General features: G+C 59.1%; 12 protein-coding genes. 8 read left to right on the forward strand and 4 right to left on the reverse strand.

From position 1 onward, the window contains the following. The first annotated feature begins 105 nt into the window (after positions 1 to 105). On the forward strand, positions 106 to 1,170 hold the full coding sequence (locus tag BGIM_RS0140390) for a tetratricopeptide repeat protein (RefSeq protein ID WP_020475294.1): 1,065 nt from the start codon (positions 106 to 108) through the stop codon (positions 1,168 to 1,170). Between the two features lie 242 nt (positions 1,171 to 1,412). Beyond that, on the forward strand, positions 1,413 to 2,159 hold the full coding sequence (locus tag BGIM_RS0140395; protein ID WP_020475295.1) for a class I SAM-dependent methyltransferase: 747 nt from the start codon (positions 1,413 to 1,415) through the stop codon (positions 2,157 to 2,159). A gap of 53 nt (positions 2,160 to 2,212) precedes the next feature. Here BGIM_RS0140395 and BGIM_RS0140400 read toward each other — a convergent pair whose 3' ends face one another. Then, positions 2,213 to 3,136: a tetratricopeptide repeat protein gene (locus tag BGIM_RS0140400; RefSeq protein WP_020475296.1), complete on the reverse strand. Its 924-nt coding sequence runs from the start codon at positions 3,134 to 3,136 to the stop codon at positions 2,213 to 2,215. 624 nt (positions 3,137 to 3,760) lie between these two features. Here BGIM_RS0140400 and BGIM_RS0140410 point away from each other — a divergent pair. The 3 genes from BGIM_RS0140410 (at position 3,761) to BGIM_RS0140420 (ending at position 6,044) form a co-directional block, all read left to right on the forward strand. Next, entirely contained in the window at positions 3,761 to 4,474 is a 714-nt protein-coding gene (locus BGIM_RS0140410; protein WP_020475299.1) for a glycosyltransferase family 25 protein, read from the forward strand. A 128-nt stretch (positions 4,475 to 4,602) separates the two neighbouring features. After that, the gene (locus tag BGIM_RS0140415; protein WP_020475300.1) at positions 4,603 to 5,409 is read left to right on the forward strand and encodes a hypothetical protein; all 807 of its coding nucleotides are present in this window, start codon (positions 4,603 to 4,605) and stop codon (positions 5,407 to 5,409) included. 26 nt (positions 5,410 to 5,435) lie between these two features. After that, complete coding sequence (locus BGIM_RS0140420) at positions 5,436 to 6,044, forward strand: HAD family hydrolase (RefSeq protein ID WP_020475301.1); 609 nt, start codon at positions 5,436 to 5,438, stop codon at positions 6,042 to 6,044. Positions 6,045 to 6,102: 58 nt separating this feature from the next. Here BGIM_RS0140420 and BGIM_RS0140425 read toward each other — a convergent pair whose 3' ends face one another. The 3 genes from BGIM_RS0140425 to BGIM_RS0140435 form a co-directional block, all read right to left on the reverse strand. Beyond that, a complete protein-coding gene (locus BGIM_RS0140425) occupies positions 6,103 to 6,471 on the reverse strand; it encodes an META domain-containing protein (RefSeq protein WP_157369801.1) in 369 nt (122 codons plus the stop codon). Positions 6,472 to 6,629: 158 nt separating this feature from the next. Then, complete coding sequence (locus tag BGIM_RS0140430; RefSeq protein WP_029631643.1) at positions 6,630 to 6,971, reverse strand: hypothetical protein; 342 nt, start codon at positions 6,969 to 6,971, stop codon at positions 6,630 to 6,632. A 118-nt stretch (positions 6,972 to 7,089) separates the two neighbouring features. Then, entirely contained in the window at positions 7,090 to 7,464 is a 375-nt protein-coding gene (locus tag BGIM_RS0140435) for a hypothetical protein (RefSeq protein WP_020475304.1), read from the reverse strand. Between the two features lie 152 nt (positions 7,465 to 7,616). On the opposite strand from BGIM_RS0140435, the gene BGIM_RS0140440 reads away from it, so the two are divergent. The 3 genes from BGIM_RS0140440 to BGIM_RS0140450 all read left to right on the forward strand — a co-directional run bounded on the left by BGIM_RS0140440 (position 7,617) and on the right by BGIM_RS0140450 (position 21,098). Then, positions 7,617 to 8,507, forward strand: coding sequence for an SGNH/GDSL hydrolase family protein (locus tag BGIM_RS0140440; protein ID WP_020475305.1), 891 nt, complete (start codon positions 7,617 to 7,619; stop codon positions 8,505 to 8,507). A gap of 261 nt (positions 8,508 to 8,768) precedes the next feature. Continuing rightward, positions 8,769 to 12,227, forward strand: coding sequence for a PVC-type heme-binding CxxCH protein (locus BGIM_RS0140445; RefSeq protein WP_020475306.1), 3,459 nt, complete (start codon positions 8,769 to 8,771; stop codon positions 12,225 to 12,227). Between the two features lie 261 nt (positions 12,228 to 12,488). Beyond that, complete coding sequence (locus tag BGIM_RS0140450; RefSeq protein ID WP_020475307.1) at positions 12,489 to 21,098, forward strand: GH36-type glycosyl hydrolase domain-containing protein; 8,610 nt, start codon at positions 12,489 to 12,491, stop codon at positions 21,096 to 21,098. The last annotated feature ends 68 nt before the right edge of the window (positions 21,099 to 21,166 follow it).

Raw genomic sequence — 21,166 nt, forward strand, 5'->3', positions numbered from 1 at the left:
TATCCGAGATCGTGAACAACTCCGGATTGGTCATTGGTCATTCGCGAATTGGTTATTCCAAGTCGGTCATTATTATTCACACTCCCCTTATAGGGCTCCTCTCATATGTTGCTCCGACGTTTCCTTGGTTTGTGCGCGCTGGCCTTTGTGATGGCGGCTGTTTCGCATCAGACGTTTGTTCATGCGGACAACGTGATCCGCAAAGACAAGAAAACCGAGAAGGGTGTCACCGTCACCGGGAAAGTCTCCGAAGACACCGTGAGCGGCGTCAAGGTGAAGCTCTCGGCCACCAAGGACGAAGCCATTCCGGCCAATGAAATCCTTTCCGTGACGTATTCCGGGTTTCCGATTCCGGTCAACAACAAGATCGCCGAGGCGGTGGATGCCGAGGCCAAGCGTGATTACGCCACCATGTTGACCATCTATGAGGGGCTGCTCTCCGGCAAAGAACCGAAGGATGCCAAGTTCACCATGCCGCCGGAGGCCAAACGCAATTTTGAGTATCGCGTTGCCTCCCTAAAGGCTTCCATGGCCGACGGCGAAGAGGAAATCAAGGCCGCCATCAAGGGGCTAAACGATTTCATGCTCGCCAACGCGGATTGCTGGCAATATTCCCATGCGGCTCGGCAACTGGCCCGGCTGCAAACGGACTCGGGGGATTATCCCGCCGCCACGCTCGTCTTGGAGAAACTGGAAAAGACCGCCGCCGTCCCCGCCGAATACAAGGCCGACGCCTCGGCGGCACTGATTGACCTCGCCTTCCAATCCGAGGATTACGCGGCCGGCAAAAAGCGGGTCGACACCATGATGAAGGATGCGAAAGCCACCCCGGCCCTGAAAGAACGTCTGGCGTTTTACCAACTCGCCCTCGACGGCGTGCAGGCTGACGACGCCGCCTTTCCGGCCACCATCAAGAAGATTGAAGACGCGATTGCCAAGTCCAAAGACCCCGGCCTGAAGGCCCTCGGCTACAATGTGCTGGGAGATTGCTACATGGCCAAGAAACGCAAACGGGATGCGATGTGGTCCTATTTGTGGGTGGACACGGTGTACAACCAAGATCGCGGCGAACAGGTGAAGGCCCAAACCCGGCTCATCAAGATCTTCACCGAGGATGGCGATTTGGACAAGGTGAAGCTCTTCAAGGAAAAGGTCGCCCGTTCCCGCTAATCTCTTGGGTCGGGAACCAAATCGTTTGACGCAAACTCAAGCAGCAACAAGCGCCAATGATCTCAAAAGCTCCGCCGCCGAGGCAGGGAGGCTCTTGGGAATCATTGGCGCTTGTTGCTGCTTGAGTTTGCGCCAGGCGGCGACTCTTGCCGAAAAACAGACCCAATCGCCCCGTTCATGGGTAGGATTCAATTGTCTGAGCCGATCATGACGGCTTATCGTTTTCCCCAGGAGGTCATCACATGGCCGGACGCATTTTACTGGTCGGATTTCTCGTCTTGCTTGGCGGCTCATTGCGGGCGCAAGAGGCCCCGATCAAAGACAAGACCGACGGGCGGTATGAGTGGAAGGCCAAGCACGACCCCAACGGGATCGGCAAGTTTTACATGGGGCGAGAAATCGCCCATGTGATGGGTCACGCGGCGGCCACCTGGCTGGAACGGCCGGAACGCGAGAAAGAAGAAAACCCCAAGAAACTGTTGGAAGAACTGAAAATCCGCGAGGGGGATGTGGTCGCGGACATCGGGGCGGGTAGCGGTTATTATTCGTTCAAAATGGCCAAGCTCGTCGGCCCGAAGGGGAAGGTGCTGGCGGTGGACATCCAGCCGGAAATGCTGGACATCATCAAGGAAAAATCAAAGAAGGAAGAGGTCACCAACGTCGAACCGGTCCTCGGGGGCGAGGCCGATCCGAAACTCAAGGACGATTCTGTGGACATGATCCTGATGGTGGACGTCTACCACGAATTCGCCCAACCCCACGAGATGACCGAGAAGATGGTGAAGGCCCTCAAACCGGGCGGCCGTCTGGTGTTCGTGGAGTTTCGGCTGGAAGATGACAACGTGCCGATCAAACTCGTTCACAAGATGAGCGAACGGCAGGTCGTCAAGGAAATGAGCGAGTTCAAAAACCTCAAACATGCCGGCACGGGCAAGACATTGCCGTGGCAGCATGTCATCACCTTTGTGAAATCGGCCCCGGCCAAGTGAGTCGCTGCGGGAGAAAAGAGAAGAGTTCTCGTCTTCTCTCTCGTTGCCCTTTCTCAGTCGTCGCCCCGGTACGCTTTCTTGTTCTTGAAGAGTTCCAGCCGCTTCTTCCCGGCCTCGATGTCAGCGAGGGGGAAGTCGCCGCTCTTGATGGCTTTTTCCTGCCATTCCACGGCCTTGTCCCATTCGCCATTCTCGGCATAGGCAGCGGCCAGCGTGTCGAGATACCCGCCGTTCTTGAACTCCGTCAGCTCGCAGGCTTTCTTGGCATGCGCCAAGGCTTTCTTGCCATCGCGCACCTTGTCCTCCGGGCAAGTGCAGAGAATCCAAGCGTAGCCGTTTTGGGCAAATGGAATGTTGGGGGCGATTTCGACGGCCTTTTCAAAATCGGCCACGGCCTTCGCATAAAGCTTCTTGCGGGTGTACGCCACCGCCCGGTTCCGGAAGGAAAGGGCGTTCTCGTCGTTGAGGTCGATGGCGGCCGTGTAGTCCTGAATGGCCTCGTCGTATTTCTTCTGGTCGGCGTAGATCAGGCCACGATTATTGTGCCATGCGCTGACGAGCGGCTTGATCCGGATAGCTTCGCTGTAATCCTTCAGGGCTTTGTCGGATTGTTTGAGCCGGTGATTGGCCCAGCCCCGGTAGGCATACCAGGTGGCGTTGTTCGGGTCGCTGTCAAGCATTTTGGTGTAATGGTCGGGGGCATCCCGCAACAGCACCATGTCTTTCTTGTCCACCCAAACCATCTTCCCTTCTTGGTTCACCTGCAAATACCCCTTTTCCTCCTTCACCACGATGTACTGAAGGGAATGCAGGGTTTCCTGCGGGGTGAATTTCCCGTCCGCATCCACCTGCCCGTAAGCCACGGAGGCTTGCCGGATCATCACGGGTTCTCCCTGCCAGTCTGTCCGCTTGGGAAGGGCCGGGGCCATCAGAGAGGCCGCCAAGGCAAGTGTGGCGAGTGTGTCGAGACCCATCATGGGAAAACTCCGGGGAAATGGTCGATGCTCTCCAGCATAAACTCCGGGAGGCCGGGCCGCAATCACTCCTTGAAGTGAGACGATTCGGCAAACAGGGTCGCCGGGGAAAATTGGCTGGTTTATTCGGAGATGAAATGCCCGAAGTCAAACAGGGATATGCTTTTGGATTGGGCAAGATAACAGAAACACGAATGTCAAAAAAAATTTGACGGAATCAGCCAATATCGTCTTTCGTTATTTCGTTTCTACCGTTACAATCGGCAGAGAAGTGAAAACAACAAACAACGACTTGTTTGTGGAGTTGGTTCCGCAAACAATCCGATTGTTCCACTAAAACAGGATCGCCCTCGTTGCAACGAGGGCGTCAGCGACTGCGGGTCCCGACCCGAACCGGACCAGCCACCCCCTCTTGTGGCTGGTCCGGACTTTCTCACAACCAGTTTGCAACGGTTTGAACAGCACCCCATTTTACCGAACCGGGTCAAGTACCCAATGTGTTTGGGACAAATGAGTTCTGTTTCCGGTTTTCACCCGGATGGGATTGTGTTTCGCTGAATGATGACATAGACCCCCGGTTGGCCGTTCCTGCTCCAATGGCCTGCCGAATAATCCAAAGGGTGTCGAGTGACTTTCCGCGACTATTTCGACCTTGTTTGCGTGATTAATCTTCCGCAACGACACGACCGCCGTCGGCAAATTGTCCAGGAACTCAACCGAGTCGGCCTTTGGCTGGCTCCGGGCCATATTGAGATGTTCCCGGCGATTCGCCCCACCGAGGCCGCCGGGTTTCCCACCATTGGCTATCGGGGTTGTTTCCTCAGCCATCTGGAAGTTTTGAAAAAAGCCCAACGGGAAAAGGCCCGGAACGTTCTCATCATCGAGGACGACCTGACCATTTCCGACCGTTTCCAAACCGACGAAAAATCGCTGATCGGCGAGTTGGAAGGCCAGAACTGGGGCATGTGTTATTTCGGCCACGGCTTGGATGACCCGCCCCGTGACGAACCCACGCTGTTGCGCCCGTATTACGAACAAGTGCTGCTCGGGCATTTCTATGCCGTCCACCACACAATGTTCGAGCCGTTGATCGAGTTCAAGGAAGCCATGCTCACCCGCCCCCCCGGCCATCCGGACGGTGGACCGCAGAGCCACGACGGCGCCCTTTGGACATTCCGCCAAAAACACCCAGAATTCCGCACTCTCGTCACCTCGCCAAACCTTGGCTGGCAACGAGCCTCCATGAGCGACAACACGCCGAAATGGTTCGACCGTGTCATGCTGTTGAACCAAGCCGCCGGTGTTGCCCGCCGGGCGAAAGTCTGGCTGCGGGGACACTGACGAACACTTTTTGAACCGTAAGCAATCACCCGTCGGCCAGTCGCCTGTTCTGTTGTCGCTTAGACTTCCGAATGGCGACTGAAAGCCGACGGTGTTTTATTGATGGGAATGACTCAAAAGGATTGCTCATGATTCGCTCGTTGATTGCTCATTTTCTCTGGCTCACGCTGGCTCTCCAGCCAATCCAAGCCCAAGACTCGGATGAGATTCAGATCGAATTGGAAAAGGCCAAAACCGCCTATTCTGACGGTGCCGCCAAAGCCAAAACTCTTCTGCTCACATCAATCGACGACATCATTAAAACGGTTGCGCAAAAGGGCGACTTGGACGCGGTCAAAGCGTTGAGGGCCGAGCGGCAAGCCTTTGACGAAAGCGGAAAGGTTCCCACCTCAACTCGGACGGAGACGGTGGCCGGAGAGTATCGCCGCACCGTCCAGAAGAACAAAATGGCTTTGGACAAGGCTTACGATCAGGCCGTCCGCGAATCCACCAAAGCTCTCAAAATTGACCAAGCCGAACTGATCCGGGCTGATTGGAAGACATTTCAAGCAGGCGGAGGCTTGGCCGCTCCGGCGGCAAAGACATCCACTTCGACATCAACCCCAAAGAAGGAGTTTCCCGGCACGCCACGTCCGGCCGCTGTTGTCACCAAAGAGGATCTCAAAAAATTTCTAGCCGGAACTCAATGGGAGTGGGGAGGAGATGGCGACATCACATTAAAAGCGGACGGCTATGTTGATCAACCTCGCTGGACAACCATGGGGCTTGTTACCCAGTGGGAAGCGATTGATCGACGAACCGTGTTACTCACCATCGAGAAGGGGCGCAATCACAATCTCCTGAGTGTCCTGAGTATTTCCGAAAATCTCGATTCGTATTCGGCACGTGCTTTTGACCGTCGGGAAATAATGGATTCCAAAAAGCGAAAGAAATAAAACGCCGTAAAAACGCGGCCAAATAAATGCTCAAAGCTCTTTTCTTCGACTTCGGCAACGTGATCGGTTTCTTCGATCACCAACGGGCCATTCGGCAACTGGTGGCCTATTCCGATATGCCGGCCGACGAGCTATACACGAGTCTTTACGCCGGGGAACTGGAAACCCGGTATGAATGCGGGCACATCACCACGGCCGAACTCTTTGAAGCGATTCGCCCGCTTGGCCGGCTGACCTGCACCCAAGAACAATTCGTCACCGCTTTTTGCGACATCTTTTGGCCCAATCCGCCAATGGCCGATCTCATTCCCCGATTGCGGGCCAATGGTCATCGCCTGTTTCTGGCGAGCAACACGAACGATGCCCACTTTAACAAGTTCCGGGTGATGTTCGCGGAAACACTGAGTCATTTTGAGAGGCTGGCGGTTTCACACGAGGGCCGGGCGCGCAAGCCGACCCGCGAGTTTTTCGAGTATGCCCGGAGTTTGGCAGGCGTGTCGCCCGCCGAATGTTTGCTGATCGATGATTTGCCCGTCAACGTGGCGGGGGCGAAAGCCGCCGGGTGGGATGCGATTCTTTATCACCACTTCGATGATTTGATGACGGAACTGGCCGGGCGGGGCGTGTCGGTCTGATGGTTTCGATACGGCGATCCCGTATTGAAAACCATCCCGTTCACCAGAATCAGATGTGTCAGTTGACCTTGGTAAATGTGATGGAAGTGCCGTCTGAATCCTTCATGGTCAGCACATTGCCGTTGATGGAGATTCTCTCCGCGTTTGACTTGTGACCGCCAAGATCTTGGTCTGTATTGAACGTAACGTAGTCTCCCATGCCGAGGGAATATTTGCCGGTCCAGATGGTCTGGCCTCCCGTGTAAACCAATTTGCCATCAGCGCCGAACGAAAGTGTGAGCGCGCCGGCCGGCACCGTCTTTCCTTGGATTGTTGTTGCGTTGGACGTCCATTTCGTCCCCTCAATTTTTCCCTTGTTTGTCGAGCAACCGGCCATCACCAACACAATAGCGACCACGCCCAATCGGGCGATGTTTGCGAGTTTCATCTCATGCTCCAGCGAATGATTGAGAAAGGCACCCGGATTTCCCTTCAAATTTGTAACCAATTTGTTCCAAGGATGCAATTGCCTTCGTTTGACTTTGTCCCGAAATTTGACCGGCCAACATGACCGTTCGGGCGACTTGACGATTCTGCCGTTTGGAATCAATTGTCTCTGGTGAATGAGATGGCCGTGCCATCCGGGTCGAGCATCGTCATGGATGTGCCGTCGATGATGAATTTGGATCGCAGCTTTTGGAAGCCGTCCACGGGTTGATCGAGACTGAGCATGACGGTGTCCCCGCTTCCGAGGTCGTATCGGCCGGTGATATTGCCGTCGGGGGTGGTCTTGGTGAATTTTCCGTCGGCCTTGAATTCCAAAGTGAGAAAACCGGCCGGAATCATCCGGGCGTTTCCCGAAGACACCTGACTGGTCCACTTGGTGCCTTCGATCTTCCCCTTGTTGTTCGACGAACAACCGGCAACCAAGAGCACTGCGGCGATCATGGTCAGACTTCTCAAGTTTGCGAGTCTCATGTTCTGTTCTCCGGCATTTCCTGATGCAATTGTCGGGATATTCACCTCTTTTGCATTCGATTTTTCCGAAGAACGATTCGCTCAAACGTCACTTGGATTTGGCGAATGTGATGGTCGTGCCGTCGCTGTCACGCATCAACAGAACGGCCCGGTCGATGATGAACTTCGCATGCAGTTCCGTATGGCCGTCCAGCGGTTCATCGAGCTTCAGGGTGATGTGGTCCCCGGTTTGGAGGAGGTAAGTGCCCGAGTATCGTTGAACGAGGATGGTTTGGACGAAACCGCCGTCCTTCTTGAAGTCCAGTGTGATGATCCCCGCCGGGATCGTTTGCTCGTTGTTGATCATGGACTTTATGTTGACCCACTTGGTCCCCTCGATCTTCCCCTTGTTGTTCGACATGCCGCCGGTCGCCATCAACCCGCCGACAACGACGGCCAGTTGGGCAAGCATGGCGAGATTCATGGCCGAACTCCGGGAAGCATGAGAAGGGTCGCCCCAACATGTTCAAACATCTTTTCTGGTTGTAGACAACTTTTCCGAAGAATGCAAACACCTTCGCTTTTCTTTGTCCCGAAATTCGCCTAGCTTATCGTGGCCCAACCGGGAGATTTGTCGTGCGTGTTCTCTTCCTCCTCGGCATTTTGTGTTTCGGCCCTGCCGCGTGGTGTTCGGCCGCTCCGTTTGAATTTCAGCCCGCTGATCGCGTTGTTCTGGTCGGCGGCACGCTGATCGAACGCGAACAGCGGCACGGCTATTGGGAGGCCGCCCTCACGGCCAAGTTCCCGGACCTGAAATTCCGCAACCTCGGCTGGAGCGGCGACACCGTGTTCGGCGACTCCCGCCGCCGCTTCGAGGTGACCGATGAGAACATCGGCCGTCGACGGTTGGTGGAATTGGCCCTCGCCGAAAAGCCGACCGTGCTGCTGATCTGTTACGGCACGAACGAATCCTACGAAGGCATGGCCGGGTTGAAGAAATTCATCGCCGGGTATGAGCGGTTGCTGGACGAGCTGGCCCCATCCAAGGCCCGCGTGATCCTCATCAGCCCGCCGCCATTGGAAGCGTTCGGCGCCATCGTCACCGATCCGGCGCCGCAAAACAAAAACCTCGCCCTCTATCGGGATGCGATCAAAGAACTCGCCGCCAAACGAGGGGCTTATTTCGCGGACCTCTTCGCCGAACTCGGCGAGGGGACAAACAAAACCGCCAAGCTCACCGACAATGGCCTCCACTTCGGCGACACCGGCTACCGCGACACCACCGGCCCCTTCCTGAAGTCACTCGGCCTCGACCCAGCCGGCGGTTACTCGGCCACCCTCGACCCGTTGCGGCAAATCATCTTGGAAAAGAACGAGTTGTACTTCCACCGCTGGCGCCCGCAAAACGAAACCTATCTGTTCGGCTTCCGCAAACACGAACAGGGCAAGAACGGCAAGGAAATCGCCGAGTTCGATCCTCTGATCGCCGCGAAGGAAGCGGACATCGGCAAGTTGTTGAAGAAGTAAATATTGAGGCACGCCGCCGCAAAGACAACCTAATGCAAATTCAACAGGCATCTTGTGCGAGATTCTCAAGAGCCCCACTGCGTGAGCGGTGGGGGTGGCTGTCACACACAAGAATCAACCCCCACCGCTCACGCAGTGGGGCTCTTGAGATCATTTGCAAAAGTTGCTGTTTGATTTTCCACTAACCCGGCAAACGATCAACACTCATACGAATCGGCCTCTGACACACTCCATCAAACTCTTCGTCTCGGTAATCCGATCATGATCCGATATCTGCTCGCCGCCTTCGGCTGTTTTCTTTCCGCGACGGCGATCTTCGCCCAGGCGAACGCCACCATTCCGGACCCGGATCCGGAGATTGAACGCAAGACGTTTATTGTCCCCGAGGGCTTTGAGGTCACGCTGTACGCGGCCGATCCGCTGCTGGCGAAGCCGATTCAGATGAACTTTGATCCGCAGGGGCGGCTCTGGGTGGCGTCCAGCGAAGTGTACCCGCAGATCAAGCCGGGGCAGAAGGCCAACGACAAGATCATCATTCTGGAAGACACCAACGGCGACGGCAAAGCCGACAAGACGACCGTCTTCGCCGACGGCCTGCTGATCCCCACCGGCGTCGCGCCCGGTGATGGCGGGGCCTACGTGGCCAACAGCACCGAACTGGTTCACCTGAAAGCCAGCAAGCCGGGCGAGAAGGCCGACCAATCGCGGGTGGTGCTGTCCGGCTTCGGCACGGAAGACACCCACCACATCCTTCATACTTTCCGCTGGGGACCGGAAGGATGCTTGTACATGAACCAATCGATTTACATTCATTCGCACTTGGAAACCCCGCACGGCGTCAAGCGCCTCAACGGCGGCGGCATCTGGCGGTATCGCCCCGAAACAATGCAACTGGATGTCTTGGCCAAAGGTTTCGTCAACACGTGGGGCCATGAGGTGGATGCGTGGGGCCAATCCTTCGCCACCGACGGCGCATATGGCGAAGGGATCAACCACGTCTTGCCGGGGGCGTATTACGTCACCGCAGTCGGGGCGACCAAGATTTGGAAGGGTCTGAACACCGGCAGCCCGAAGCATTGCGGGCTGGAAATCGTGAACGGCCGTCACCTGCCGGACGACTGGCAAGGCGACATGATTACCAACGATTTCCGCGGCCATCGCGTCTGCCGTTTCAAATTGAGCGAAGACGGCACCTCTTACACCAGCCGGGAAATGACAGAAGTCATCAAATCGAATCACCCGGCGTTTCGCCCCATTGATGTGAAGATGGGACCGGACGGGGCGATCTACATCGCCGATTGGTACAACCCGATCATCCAGCATGGGGAAGTGGACTTCCGCGATCCTCGGCGGGACCATGTTCACGGCCGCATCTGGCGGGTGACGGCCAAGGGCCGCCCGCTGGTGAAGAAGCCCGATCTTGTCGGGGCGACCACGCCCGAATTGCTTGAGCGGTTGAAAGACCCGGAACTCTGGACCCGCTCGCAAGCCAAGCAGGTCTTGAAGGAACGCGGAGCCAAGGAAGTGATCCCCGCGTTGGATGCGTGGATCGCCAAACTGGATCGGGCCAATGCCGAGTACGAGCATCTCGTGTTGGAAGCCATGTGGACGTATTTGAATGTCGGCGTCGCCGATGAAAAGGGCCAATGGCTTAAGCCCGCCCGCGAACTGTTGCGACAACTGGAAACGGCGAAGGACTACCGGGCGCGGGCCGTCGCCGCGAGAATCCACGCAACGACGCACCCGACCGCCCCGGAGGCCGCCGATGTTCTTACGACGCTGGCCACGGACGACCATCCTCGCGTGCGGATGGAAGCCATTCGCGGCCTGGCCGAGTTTCCCCAGACGCCGAACGTGCTGGACAAAGTGTTGCAGGCGATGAACAAGCCGGTGGACCGGGCCTTGGATTACGAACTGTGGCTGACGGTGCGGGAACTTGAGCCGGTGTGGATGCCGAAGTTCCGGGCCGGGGAGGATGTGTTCAAGGGGAACGTGAAGGGGATGACCTTCACGATGCAAGCCCTCGGCAACGCCTCGGCCGCCCTGCCGCTGTTGCAATTGGTGAAGGCCGGAAAAATCCCGAAGGATCGCGAGGCGGCCGCTTGGGAACTGATCGCCCAAACCGGCGGGCAAGATGAGATCGGCCAGGCGCTGGCCTTCGCCACCCAGCCGGGACTGCCCCCCGCGACCGTCTCACCGGTGCTGGACGCCATCGAGTCCAGTGCCCGCGACCGCAAGATCCGGCCGATGGACAAGTACATCACGCCCGCCTTCAAGAGCATCGTCTCGCCGTCCCCGTTGACGGTGTATCGCTCCCGGCTGGCCGGGCTTTGGAAGGTGGAAAGCGAACGGCCCTCTCTGGAATTGCTGGCAACCGCCAAGGAATTCGGCCCGGCGGAACAACGAGCCGCCTTCGATGGCCTGCTGTCAATGGGCGGGGAACCGACCAAAAAATTCATCCTGAACGCCGCCACGGCTGGCCCGGATGACACGCGGAAACTGGCGATCATCGCCCTCTCGGGGATCGACCAAACCACGGCCGCGACCTTCGCCGCCGCCTGGCTGGCCAAGGCCAAGGCGACCGACGACGTGAGCGATGTGTTCGCCGCCTTCCTCAATCGCAAAGGGGGTTCGCCGATTCTGGCCAAGGCGCTGGAAGGGAAGAGCCTTCCCCCCGATGTGGCGAAAGTCGGCCTGCGGACGCTTCGTTCGAGCGTGCAGGACGCCAAGCCGCTGCAAGAGGCGTTGACAAAAGCTGGCAACCTGACCGCCCCGAAGACGGAAGTGACCCCGGAAGAACTCAAAGCCTATGTGAACGAAGTGGCCCTGAAGGGGGACGCCAAACGGGGCGAACTGGTCTATCGCCGCAAAGAGGCGACTTGTCTGGCGTGCCACGCGATTGCCGGCGCCGGCGGACAGGTCGGCCCGGACATGACGAGCATCGGGGCCAGCGCCCAAGTGGATTACTTGGTTGAATCGATCTTCAACCCGAACAAGGCTGTCAAGGAAGGCTACAACGCCATCAAGGTGACGACGAATTCCGGCAAGGTGATCGTCGGCATTAAGACCCGTGAGGCCGAGGGGAAGCTGACCCTGCGGACCATCGAAGACAAGGAAATCACGATTGCGGACAAGGACATCGACGAAAAGTCTGCCTCTCGCTCCATGATGCCGGACGGGTTGGCTGATCAGTTCACCCGTCAGGAATTCGTGGACTTGGTCCGCTTCCTTTCCGAACTCGGCAAACAGGGGCCATACGCCCCGAGCAAGGCCCGCGTCGTGCGGCGCTGGCAGCAATTTGAACCGACCTTGGAGAACATGAACCAACTCCGTCGGGGCCGGGCCGCCTTGGCCGCCGAAACGCCGGATGCCTTCACATGGTCGTCGGTTTATTCGATGGTCAACGGCGAATTCCCGAAGAGCGACATGCCCAAGCTGACGGTCTGGAACGGCTCAGCCCCGATCTCGCTCCTGCGGGCACAACTTGACGTGACCACCGCCGGGCCGGTGAAATTGAAAATCAACAACGCCAAGGGTCTGACGCTCTATGTCGGCTCGACGCCGGTGGCCGTGAAGGAAGAAATGATCCTCGATCTCAAGGTCGGCCTGCAAAACCTGACCTTCGGCGTGGACTACGACAACCGCGTCGACGGCCTTCGCGTGGAACTGGACGACGTGCCCGGTTCTCCGGTCAAGGTGGCCATTGTGAACGGCAAATGAAAACCTTTTTAGCCCCGGATGGAGCCGGTTTTTTTCCGAATCTGTGTTTCATCCGGGGCTAAGAATTCTTTTCTCTTTGGGCACATCTCCTCCCACCATTGAGAGTCAGTTTGCCCGCTTTTTTGCTGGCTTTTAAACGCACCCACTTCTAATTTCCCCGATCCGTGTTCACGGCACACGGATTGCGTTAATGCGGTTCCAATTCAGCAGATTCTCGCGTCGCACCCCCACGCGGCGCGAGTAACCACGGATTGGACACAGATGAGCGAAGCTTCCACCATTCTTCCCGAAGGCCCGGCGTCCTCCTCTTCGACATCTTCCTCGAAATTGCCTGCCGCCGAATCAACTTCTTCCTCGAAATTGTCCGCCATCGACCAGCCGATGCGTGCGGAATTGTTCGGCGGCGATCATCTCGACAGCCACGCCCGCTGGCTGGCCGAGGCGTCGCGCGTGGCGCCTAAATCGGCCAAGGAAGTGTCGCTGCTCAAGCGGTTCCCGGTGATGCAGCGAGAACTGCTGCGCGATCATGCCGAGATCGTCGAGGCCAACCGCCGTGAGGAAGTGCTGACGCCGGATGCCGAGTGGTTGCTGGATAATTTTCACATCATCGAAGAGGGTTTGCGGGAAGTCCGCGAGGATTTGCCCAGCGGCTATTACTCACGCCTGCCCAAAGTGGGGGATGGGCCGCACGAGGGATTGCCGAGGGTGTATGCCTTGGCCGTGGCCCTCATTTCGCACACTGACGCCAGTCTGGACGAGGGAAACGTCACTCGTTTCGTGAAGTCGTATCAGGAAATTTCCCCGCTCACCATCGGCGAATTGTGGGCCGTGCCGATCATGTTGCGGGTGGTGCTTCTCGAAAACCTCAACCGGCTGGCCAAGCAATTCATCGAGCATCGGCGAGAGCGCATCGCCGCCAAGGGGTGGTTTGACGCCCAGTTTGCCCAAGCCGAGGCCCCGCCGCCATCCCCGAGTTGGAAACCGGAATGGTCCGATCCGTTTTTGGTTCATCTGCTGCAATTGTTCCGGGATCATGGCCCGGCCGCGACGCCGCACGTTGAATGGCTGGAGCAACGGCTTTCTTGCGCGAATGACAATTGTTCGGAGCTTCTTCGCCGGGAACACCGTCGGCAGGCCGCCGATCAGGTGTCCGTGGGGAATTGCGTCACCAGCTTGCGGCTGTTGTCGAACCTTGATTGGGCCGAGTTTTTCGAGACGACCAGCGTGGTCGAATCGATGCTGCGCAGCGATCCCGCCCGCATCTACGCCCGGCAAGACTTTGCCACGAAGGACCGCTACCGTCGCCGGGTGGAACAACTCAGCCGGGGAACCAAGCAGGAAGAAATCACGGTCACACAACGTCTGCTTGATTTGTGCCAAGCTTCCGTCTCCGACAAATCGCCGGTGCGGCATGTCGGCTATCACCTGATCGGCCCCGGCCGGGCGAGTTTTGAGCGTCTGCTGGGATACCGTCCCGGCCCGGCCGAATGGCTGAAAGACACGGTGCTTGCCCGTCCCGGAGTGTTTCACTTCGGGACGATGGGCGTTCTCACATCATTGATTATCGTGGCAGTGGTACTGTTGACGGCCTCGACCGGGGCCGGTTGGCTGTGGCTGGTGTTGGCCGGGCTGGCGGCGTTTTTCCCGGCGTTAGATACGGGGGTGTTGCTGACCCATTGGCTGGTGACGCATTATCTCCCGCCTCGCGTGTTGCCAAAACTGGACTTCAAGGATGGCATTGCGGTTGATTGCCCGACGTTTGTGGTCGTTCCCACATTGCTGACCAAGCCCGAGGGAGCCGTCGCCCTCACGGAGCGGTTGGAGGTTCACTTCCTCTCGAATCCGGATCCGCAACTCCGCTTTGCCTTGCTGACTGACTTCACCGATTCGGACACCGAACAACGGCCGGACGACGAGACGATTCTCTCCACGGCCACCGCCCGCATCGACGCCCTCAACGAACGATACCCGTTACCCGGCGGGGGAGATCGCTTTTTCCTGTTCCACCGTCGCCGTCTCTGGAACCCGGCCGAGGGGAAATGGATGGGCTGGGAGCGGAAACGCGGCAAGCTCTCCGAGTTCAACGAAATGCTGCGGGGGGCGGCCGACACGACGTTCACCACGATCGCCGGGGACATGACCTCGATTCCCCGAATTCGCTTCGTGATTACGCTGGATTCGGACACACAAATGCCGCGGGAAACCGCCCGGCGACTGGTCGCGGCCATCGCCCATCCGCTGAACCAACCCCGGTTTGACAAGGCCAAAGGCCGGGTCACCGAAGGTTATGGTGTGTTGCAACCCCGCGTGACCCTGAGCATGGCGGCCGGGAAGCGCTCGCTGTTTTCCAGAGTGATGGCCTCTTCGGCCGGGATTGACCCGTACACCACTGCCGTGTCGGATGTCTATCAAGACCTCTACGGCCGGGGTACATTCACTGGCAAGGGCATCTACGACCTTGATGCGTTTGAGTCGGCCGTCGGTCATGCCTTCCCTGAGAATCAAATCCTGAGTCATGACCTGATCGAGGGGAATTATGTTCGTTGCGCGCTGGTGACGGACATCGAATTGGTCGATGATTTCCCGGCCCGGTATCACACCCACGCCCGCCGGGACCATCGCTGGGTGCGCGGCGACTGGCAGATTTTTCCGTGGATTTTCAACCGCGTGCCCGCCCCGGCTCCCTCGACCGAGGAAGAGCCGACCGGCGTTCATGGTCCGGCCGCGAAACCCGGCAAACGGGCCAACACGCTTCCCTTGTTGGAACGCTGGAAGATCTTTGACAATCTGCGGCGAAGCATCACGCCCCCGGCGTTGCTGGTGTTGCTCGCCCTCGGCTGGACGGTGTTGCCCGGCCCGGCGTGGGCATGGACGGCCTTCGCTCTCGGCGTGCTGGCATTGCCATTCCTGACCTTTGGGCTGGAATCGGCCGTCCGGTTGGTCATTGGCGAATCCCGCCGGATGCAACTGCGGGAGTTGCAGGGGAATTTCGGGGCCACGTTCGGCCAGTTCCTCTTCAGCATGGTGTTTCTGGCCGATCAGGCCCGCAACCTCGCGGATGCGATCACGCGAACGCTATTTCGATTGTTCATTTCCCGCCGCCGGTTGCTGGAATGGGAGACGGCCGCCGCCGCCGACAGCCGGTTGCAGGCAAGCGTGGCGAATTTCTTCAAGGTGATGTGGCCCACGGTCGCGATTGCCTTGGTGATCGCCGTGTGCATCGGTTTCGCCGGAACATGGGGCCGGACGGATGTGCTGCTGACCGCCCTGCCGCTGCTGGTCTGCTGGGTGTTGTCGCCCGGCGTGGCGTGGTTTGTCAGCCGGTCGGTTCCTGACGAACCTGATGAACTGCTCACGGAACCCGAGCGGGAAGAACTTCGCCGTGTGGCCCGCAAAACGTGGCTGTTCTTTGACACGTTCGTGACGGCCGCCGACCACTGGCTGCCGCCGGACAATTTCCAGGAAGACCCGAAGCGCCAGCTTGCCCGGCGAACATCCCCGACGAACATGGGGCTGTATTTGATCTCTTCGATGGCGGCCAATGATTTCGGCTATATCACGCCCGGCGAAATGGCGAAGCGAATTGGCGACACGTTCGACACGTTTGACAGCCTCGAACGGTACAATGGGCATTTCTTCAACTGGTACGACACGTCCAACAAAGCCGTGTTGAACCCGGCATACATCTCCACAGTGGACAGCGGCAACCTGCTCGGCTGCTTTATCACGCTCAAGCAAGGCTTGCTGGAAAAAGCCGGTCAGCCGACAAAGTTCGCCACTATTCGGGCCGGATTGGCCGACACTTTGCGGTTGGCCGAGGAAGGCATTGCCTTCAAGAAAACGCTTGATGAATCGTGGACGACCGGGGAATCCGGTTGCAACCTCAAACATCTGCGAGAACTGTTGGCCGAATGGCGGGATGACGCTGCCGATGTCGCCGAACGGCTTGGCAAAATGGCCAACTGCTCCGCCGACATCCTCCGGCAATTCGAGGCACTGCCCAAGCCCACCGAAGGGCAACGGATGTTCGCCGACTGGATCGGCCATTTCAACACCCAGGCGAAAAGCTGGTCTCACGAACTGGCCAACCCGACGCCGGTGGAGACATTGCAACGTCTCTCCGAACGGGCCGACGCTTTCGGCACCGCGATGGATTTTCAGTTCCTCTACAACCGGCAGCGAAACTTGTTCGCCATCGGCTTCAACCGCTCGGCCGGGCGGTTGGATCAATCGCATTACGACCTGCTGGCTTCCGAGTCGTGCCTGACGAGTTTCCTCGCTGTCGCCCGCGGGGATGTGCCTCGCAAGCATTGGTTCCAGTTGGGCCGGTTGCTCACGAAGGTGCCCGGCGGGGTGTCGCTTGTCTCGTGGGGCGGCACGATGTTTGAATATCTGATGCCGCGATTGTTCATGAACGCCTATCCGGGCACGTTGATCGAAGAAAGCCTGCGAGGCTCGGTCGCCCGGCAGATTCAATACGGCAAGGAAAACCGCATCCCGTGGGGCATTTCGGAATCGGGCTTCAACGCATTGGACGCCGGGCTGGACTACCAGTATCAATCGTTCGGCGTGCCCGGCCTCGGGTTAAAACGCGGCCTCTCGCGGGACTTGGTGATCGCCCCCTATGCCACGTTGCTGGCGGTGATGGTGCGGCCCCGGTCGGCGCTCGAAAACCTTCGCCAGATTTCCGAGGAAAAAGGCGAAGGGCCATACGGGTACTACGAGGCCATCGACTACACTCGCGATCGCGTGGCGTGGAAGCGCCACTCGGCCGTTGTGCGTTCTTACATGGCCCACCATCAGGGGATGGCGCTGACGGCGCTGGCCGAGGCATTGCTCGGCGAGCCGATGGCCGGACGATTCCACAACGAACCGATGGTTCGGGCGACGGAACTGCTCTTGCAAGAACGCCTCCCCCGCGTGGCCCCACTGGTGGAAGCCCACGAGGATGAAACGGAACCGGCCGCCGTGGTGCGCGAGGCGGCCTTGCCGATGAGCCGCCGTCTGACGACCGCCGACACGCCGCACCCGCGCACGCATCTGCTTTCCAACGGTCGTTACAGTGTGATGATTACCAACACGGGCGCCGGTTATTCGACCTGCGGCGACTTGGATGTCACCCGTTGGCGAGAAGACCGCACGACCGATTCCAGCGGCCAGTTCTGCTATATCCGGGATGTTCAAACCGGCAAAATCTGGTCGGCCGGGCATCATCCGGTGGCCGCGAAGGCCGACTATTTCGAGGTGATTTACTCGACGGACAAAGCCGAGTTCCGGCGCCGCGATGGCGAGATTGAAACCCACATGGAGGTAACCGTCTCCCCCGAACACTCGGCCGAGATTCGCCGACTGACGATCCTCAACTTGGGCGATGCGGAACGCGAAATCGAACTGACGAGTTTCACCGAGGTGGCTCTTTTGCCGCACCGGGCCGATGTGGCCCATCCGGCGTTTGGCAAATTGTTCTTGGAAACAGAATGGCTTGGCGGATTCAACGCCTTGCTCTGCCGAAGGCGCCCGCGAGCTTCGGCGGAGCAACCGATCTGGGCCTTGCATGTGCTGGCCACGGATTGCCCGACGGTCGGGGATGTGGAATTTGAATCAGACCGCTCCCGCTGGCTGGGCCGAGGCCGGACTCCCGCCTCCCCGGCGGCGATGGACAAGAACGCCTGCCTTTCCGGCACGACCGGCCCGGTGCTGGACCCGGTGTTCAGCCTGCGGCGCCGGATCAAGGTTCCGGCTGGCGGCTCGGCCGCGCTGGCGTTCACGACGGCCATCGCCGTCACGCGGGAAGAAGCCCTGTTGCTCGCCGATCGCTTCAACGATTTTCACGGCGTGAACCGGGCGTTTGAACTGGCGTGGGCACATTCCCGCGTTCAGCTTCGTCACTTGCACTTGTCGGACGAGGATGTCCACCTGTTCCAACGGCTGGCCGCGAAAGTGATTTACGCAGGCCAAACCTTGCGGGCATCGAAGGAGATCATCGCTTCCAATCAACAAGGCCAAAACGGCCTCTGGCGGCATGGCATCTCCGGGGACAAGCCGATTGTGTTGGTGACGTTGAACGAACCGGACGAAATTGCCATTGTCCGGCAATTGTTCCTGGCCCATGCCTACTGGCGGCAGCAGGGATTGGAAGCGGACTTGGTGATCCTCAACGAGCATCCGTCCGATTATCTCGACAGTTTGAACCAGCAATTGATCGAACTGGCCAAGGCGTGTGATTCGCATTCCCTGATCGACAAACCGGGGGGGATATTCATCCGGCGCGGGGATCAACTGGTTCCCGAGGACCGCCGCTTGCTGCTCGCGGCGGCGCGAGTGACGCTCGATGGCCGGCGGGGATCGCTGGCGAATCAGGTGGACCGCCGGGAGCAAGACCCGAAGGCGGGCGTCGGCCGGCAACTCAACGTGCGCCCGGCAACGGCGAAAGCCCGAACCGGCAGCCAGTCCGTTCCAAATTTGCAATTCGCCAACGGCAACGGCGGCTTCTCGGCCGACGGCCGGGAATATGTGGTAATCATTCCGTCGATGCGGGCGCTTCCCCCGGCGCCGTGGGTGAACGTCATCGCCAATCCGGCGGCCGGGTTCACCATTTCCGAAGCCGGAGCGGGGTACACATGGGCGGGCAACAGCCAGACAAACCGCATCACGCCGTGGAGCAACGACCCGGTGACGGATGCCCCCGGCGAAGCGATCTTCCTGCGGGACGATGTTTCCGGCGAATGCTGGACCCCGACGCCGTTGCCGCTCGGCGGCGAAACGATCGTGCGGCACGGCTTCGGCTACAGCGTGTTCCAAAGCGAGGTAAACGGAGTTTCCAGCGAACTGACCATGTTCGTTCCCGTCGCTGATCCGGTGAAAATTCTCCTGTTGAAGTTGAAGAACACCGGCCCGACCCCACGAAAGCTCTCGGCTATCTTTTATGCCGAGTGGGTCTTGGGGACGACCCGCGACGCGGCCATCATGCAGGTGATTCCCGAAACGGAAGACGGCGGTCGAATCTTGGCCCGCAACCCGTTCAACCCGGACTTCCCCACGGTGGTCGCCTTCGCGGACGCCATGCCCCGGCCGACGAGTTTCAGCAGCGATCGCACGGAATTCCTCGGGCGTAACGGCTCGGTTCGTTGGCCGGCGGGCTTGAGACGGGTTCAATTCACCGGCCGGATTGATCCGACGGTCGATCCGTGCGCCGCTTTGATGTGCGCCGTCGAACTGGCCCCCGGTCAGGAGAAGGAAGTCGTGTTCGTTCTCGGCGAAACCACGGACAAGGCCGAGGCCGCCCGGTTGGCGAAGCTCTATCGGGAACCGGCGGCGGCCGGCGAAGCGTTGAAAACCGTGCGGGAATACTGGTCGCAAACGCTCACGACGATTCAAGTGAAAACGCCAGACCCGGCGATGGATGTGATGCTCAACGGCTGGCTGGCGTATCAATCGCTGGCTTGCCGAGTGTGGGGCCGTTCGGCCACGTATCAATCCGGCGGGGCTTATGGCTATCGGGACCAGCTTCAGGATCTGATGGCGATGGTGCATCTCACGCCGGGCGAGGCGAGGGCGCACATCATCCGCGCCGCCAGCCGGCAATTCCCCGAGGGGGATGTGCAGCACTGGTGGCATCCTCCGCTGGGGCGAGGGGTTCGCACCCGCTTCTCGGACGACTTTATGTGGCTCCCGCTTGCCGTGAGCCGATACATCACGGTCACCGGGGACGAAACGATTCTGGAGGAAAAAGCCCACTTCCTGAATTGGGCCAAACTTCGGCCGGAGCAGGAAGAAGATTACGGCCTGCCGGGCGTGAGCGAGGACGCCGCCACCGTCGCGGAGCACTGTTTCCGGGCACTGGACAACGGAATGAAGTTCGGTCCCCACGGATTGCCGCTGATGGGCATCGGGGACTGGAACGACGGGATGAATAAAGTCGGCAACCACGGCACCGGCGAAAGCGTCTGGAATGCGTGGTTCCAACTGTCGATTCTGCCGTGGTTCGTGGAATTGGCCCAAAAGCGAGGCGAGCAGGCCCGGTCTTCGCACTATGCGGAGGCGATCACCCGGCTGAAGTCGGCAGTGGAAACGTCCGCGTGGGATGGAAGCTGGTACAAGCGGGCGTACTTTGACGATGGCACACCGCTTGGTTCGCATGAGAACACCGAATGCCGGATCGACGCCATCGCCCAATCATGGTCGGTAATTTCCGGGGCGGGCGATCCGCAACGGGCGCGTCAGGCGATGAACGAGGTTTATTCGCGGCTTGTGCGAACGGAGGACCGGCTGATCCTGCTGTTCACGCCGCCGTTTGACGCCGGACAACTTCAACCGGGGTACATCAAGGGCTATGTGCCAGGCATCCGCGAAAACGGCGGGCAATACACCCACGCCGCCACATGGACGGTGCTGGCCGCCGCGATGCTTGGCGAGGGGGCGAAGGCGACGGAATTGTACCGCCTGCTCAACCCGGTGAACGCCTCCTCCACCCCGGAGGGCGTGGCCAAGTACAAGGTGGAACCTTATGTGATCGCCGCCGATGTCTACGGTGTCCCCCCGCACACCGGCCGGGGAGGCTGGACATGGTACACCGGCTCGGCCGGGTGGATGTACCGCGTGGGGGTGGAGGGCATCCTCGGCTTCCAGCGCGAGGCGGGCCACTTGAAGATCAACCCGTGTGTCGCCCCGGATTGGAAAACCTTCGAGGTGACTTACCGGCACGGATCATCCACCTACCGCATTGAAATCTTCAACCCGGAAGGTGTGGAACGGGGCGTGAAAACGGTGACTTTGGACGGTCAGCCGGCCGAGGGCATGGCCGTCACGCTGTCGGATGACGGGAAGATTCACGAAGTGAAAGTGACGATGGGGCGGGTGGAAAAAACGTAAAGCAATTTCAACAAGCATCTCGCGTGAGAGATTCAAGAGCCCCACTGCGTGAGCGGTGGGGGTGGCTT

Source organism: Zavarzinella formosa DSM 19928 (genome assembly GCF_000255705.1).
GTDB classification, from domain to species: Bacteria; Planctomycetota; Planctomycetia; order Gemmatales; family Gemmataceae; genus Zavarzinella; species Zavarzinella formosa.

Excerpts from the sequence above, each read along its gene's own strand:
- BGIM_RS0140390 (WP_020475294.1), top strand. The coding sequence starts at position 106 with ATGTTGCTCCGACGTTTCCTTGGTTTGTGCGCGCTGGCCTTTGTGATG.
- BGIM_RS0140395 (WP_020475295.1), top strand. The coding sequence starts at position 1,413 with ATGGCCGGACGCATTTTACTGGTCGGATTTCTCGTCTTGCTTGGCGGC.
- BGIM_RS0140400 (WP_020475296.1), bottom strand. The coding sequence starts at position 3,136 with ATGATGGGTCTCGACACACTCGCCACACTTGCCTTGGCGGCCTCTCTG.
- BGIM_RS0140415 (WP_020475300.1), top strand. The coding sequence starts at position 4,603 with ATGATTCGCTCGTTGATTGCTCATTTTCTCTGGCTCACGCTGGCTCTC.
- BGIM_RS0140420 (WP_020475301.1), top strand. The coding sequence starts at position 5,436 with ATGCTCAAAGCTCTTTTCTTCGACTTCGGCAACGTGATCGGTTTCTTC.
- BGIM_RS0140425 (WP_157369801.1), bottom strand. The coding sequence starts at position 6,471 with ATGAAACTCGCAAACATCGCCCGATTGGGCGTGGTCGCTATTGTGTTG.
- BGIM_RS0140430 (WP_029631643.1), bottom strand. The coding sequence starts at position 6,971 with ATGATCGCCGCAGTGCTCTTGGTTGCCGGTTGTTCGTCGAACAACAAG.
- BGIM_RS0140435 (WP_020475304.1), bottom strand. The coding sequence starts at position 7,464 with ATGAATCTCGCCATGCTTGCCCAACTGGCCGTCGTTGTCGGCGGGTTG.
- BGIM_RS0140445 (WP_020475306.1), top strand. The coding sequence starts at position 8,769 with ATGATCCGATATCTGCTCGCCGCCTTCGGCTGTTTTCTTTCCGCGACG.
- BGIM_RS0140450 (WP_020475307.1), top strand. The coding sequence starts at position 12,489 with ATGAGCGAAGCTTCCACCATTCTTCCCGAAGGCCCGGCGTCCTCCTCT.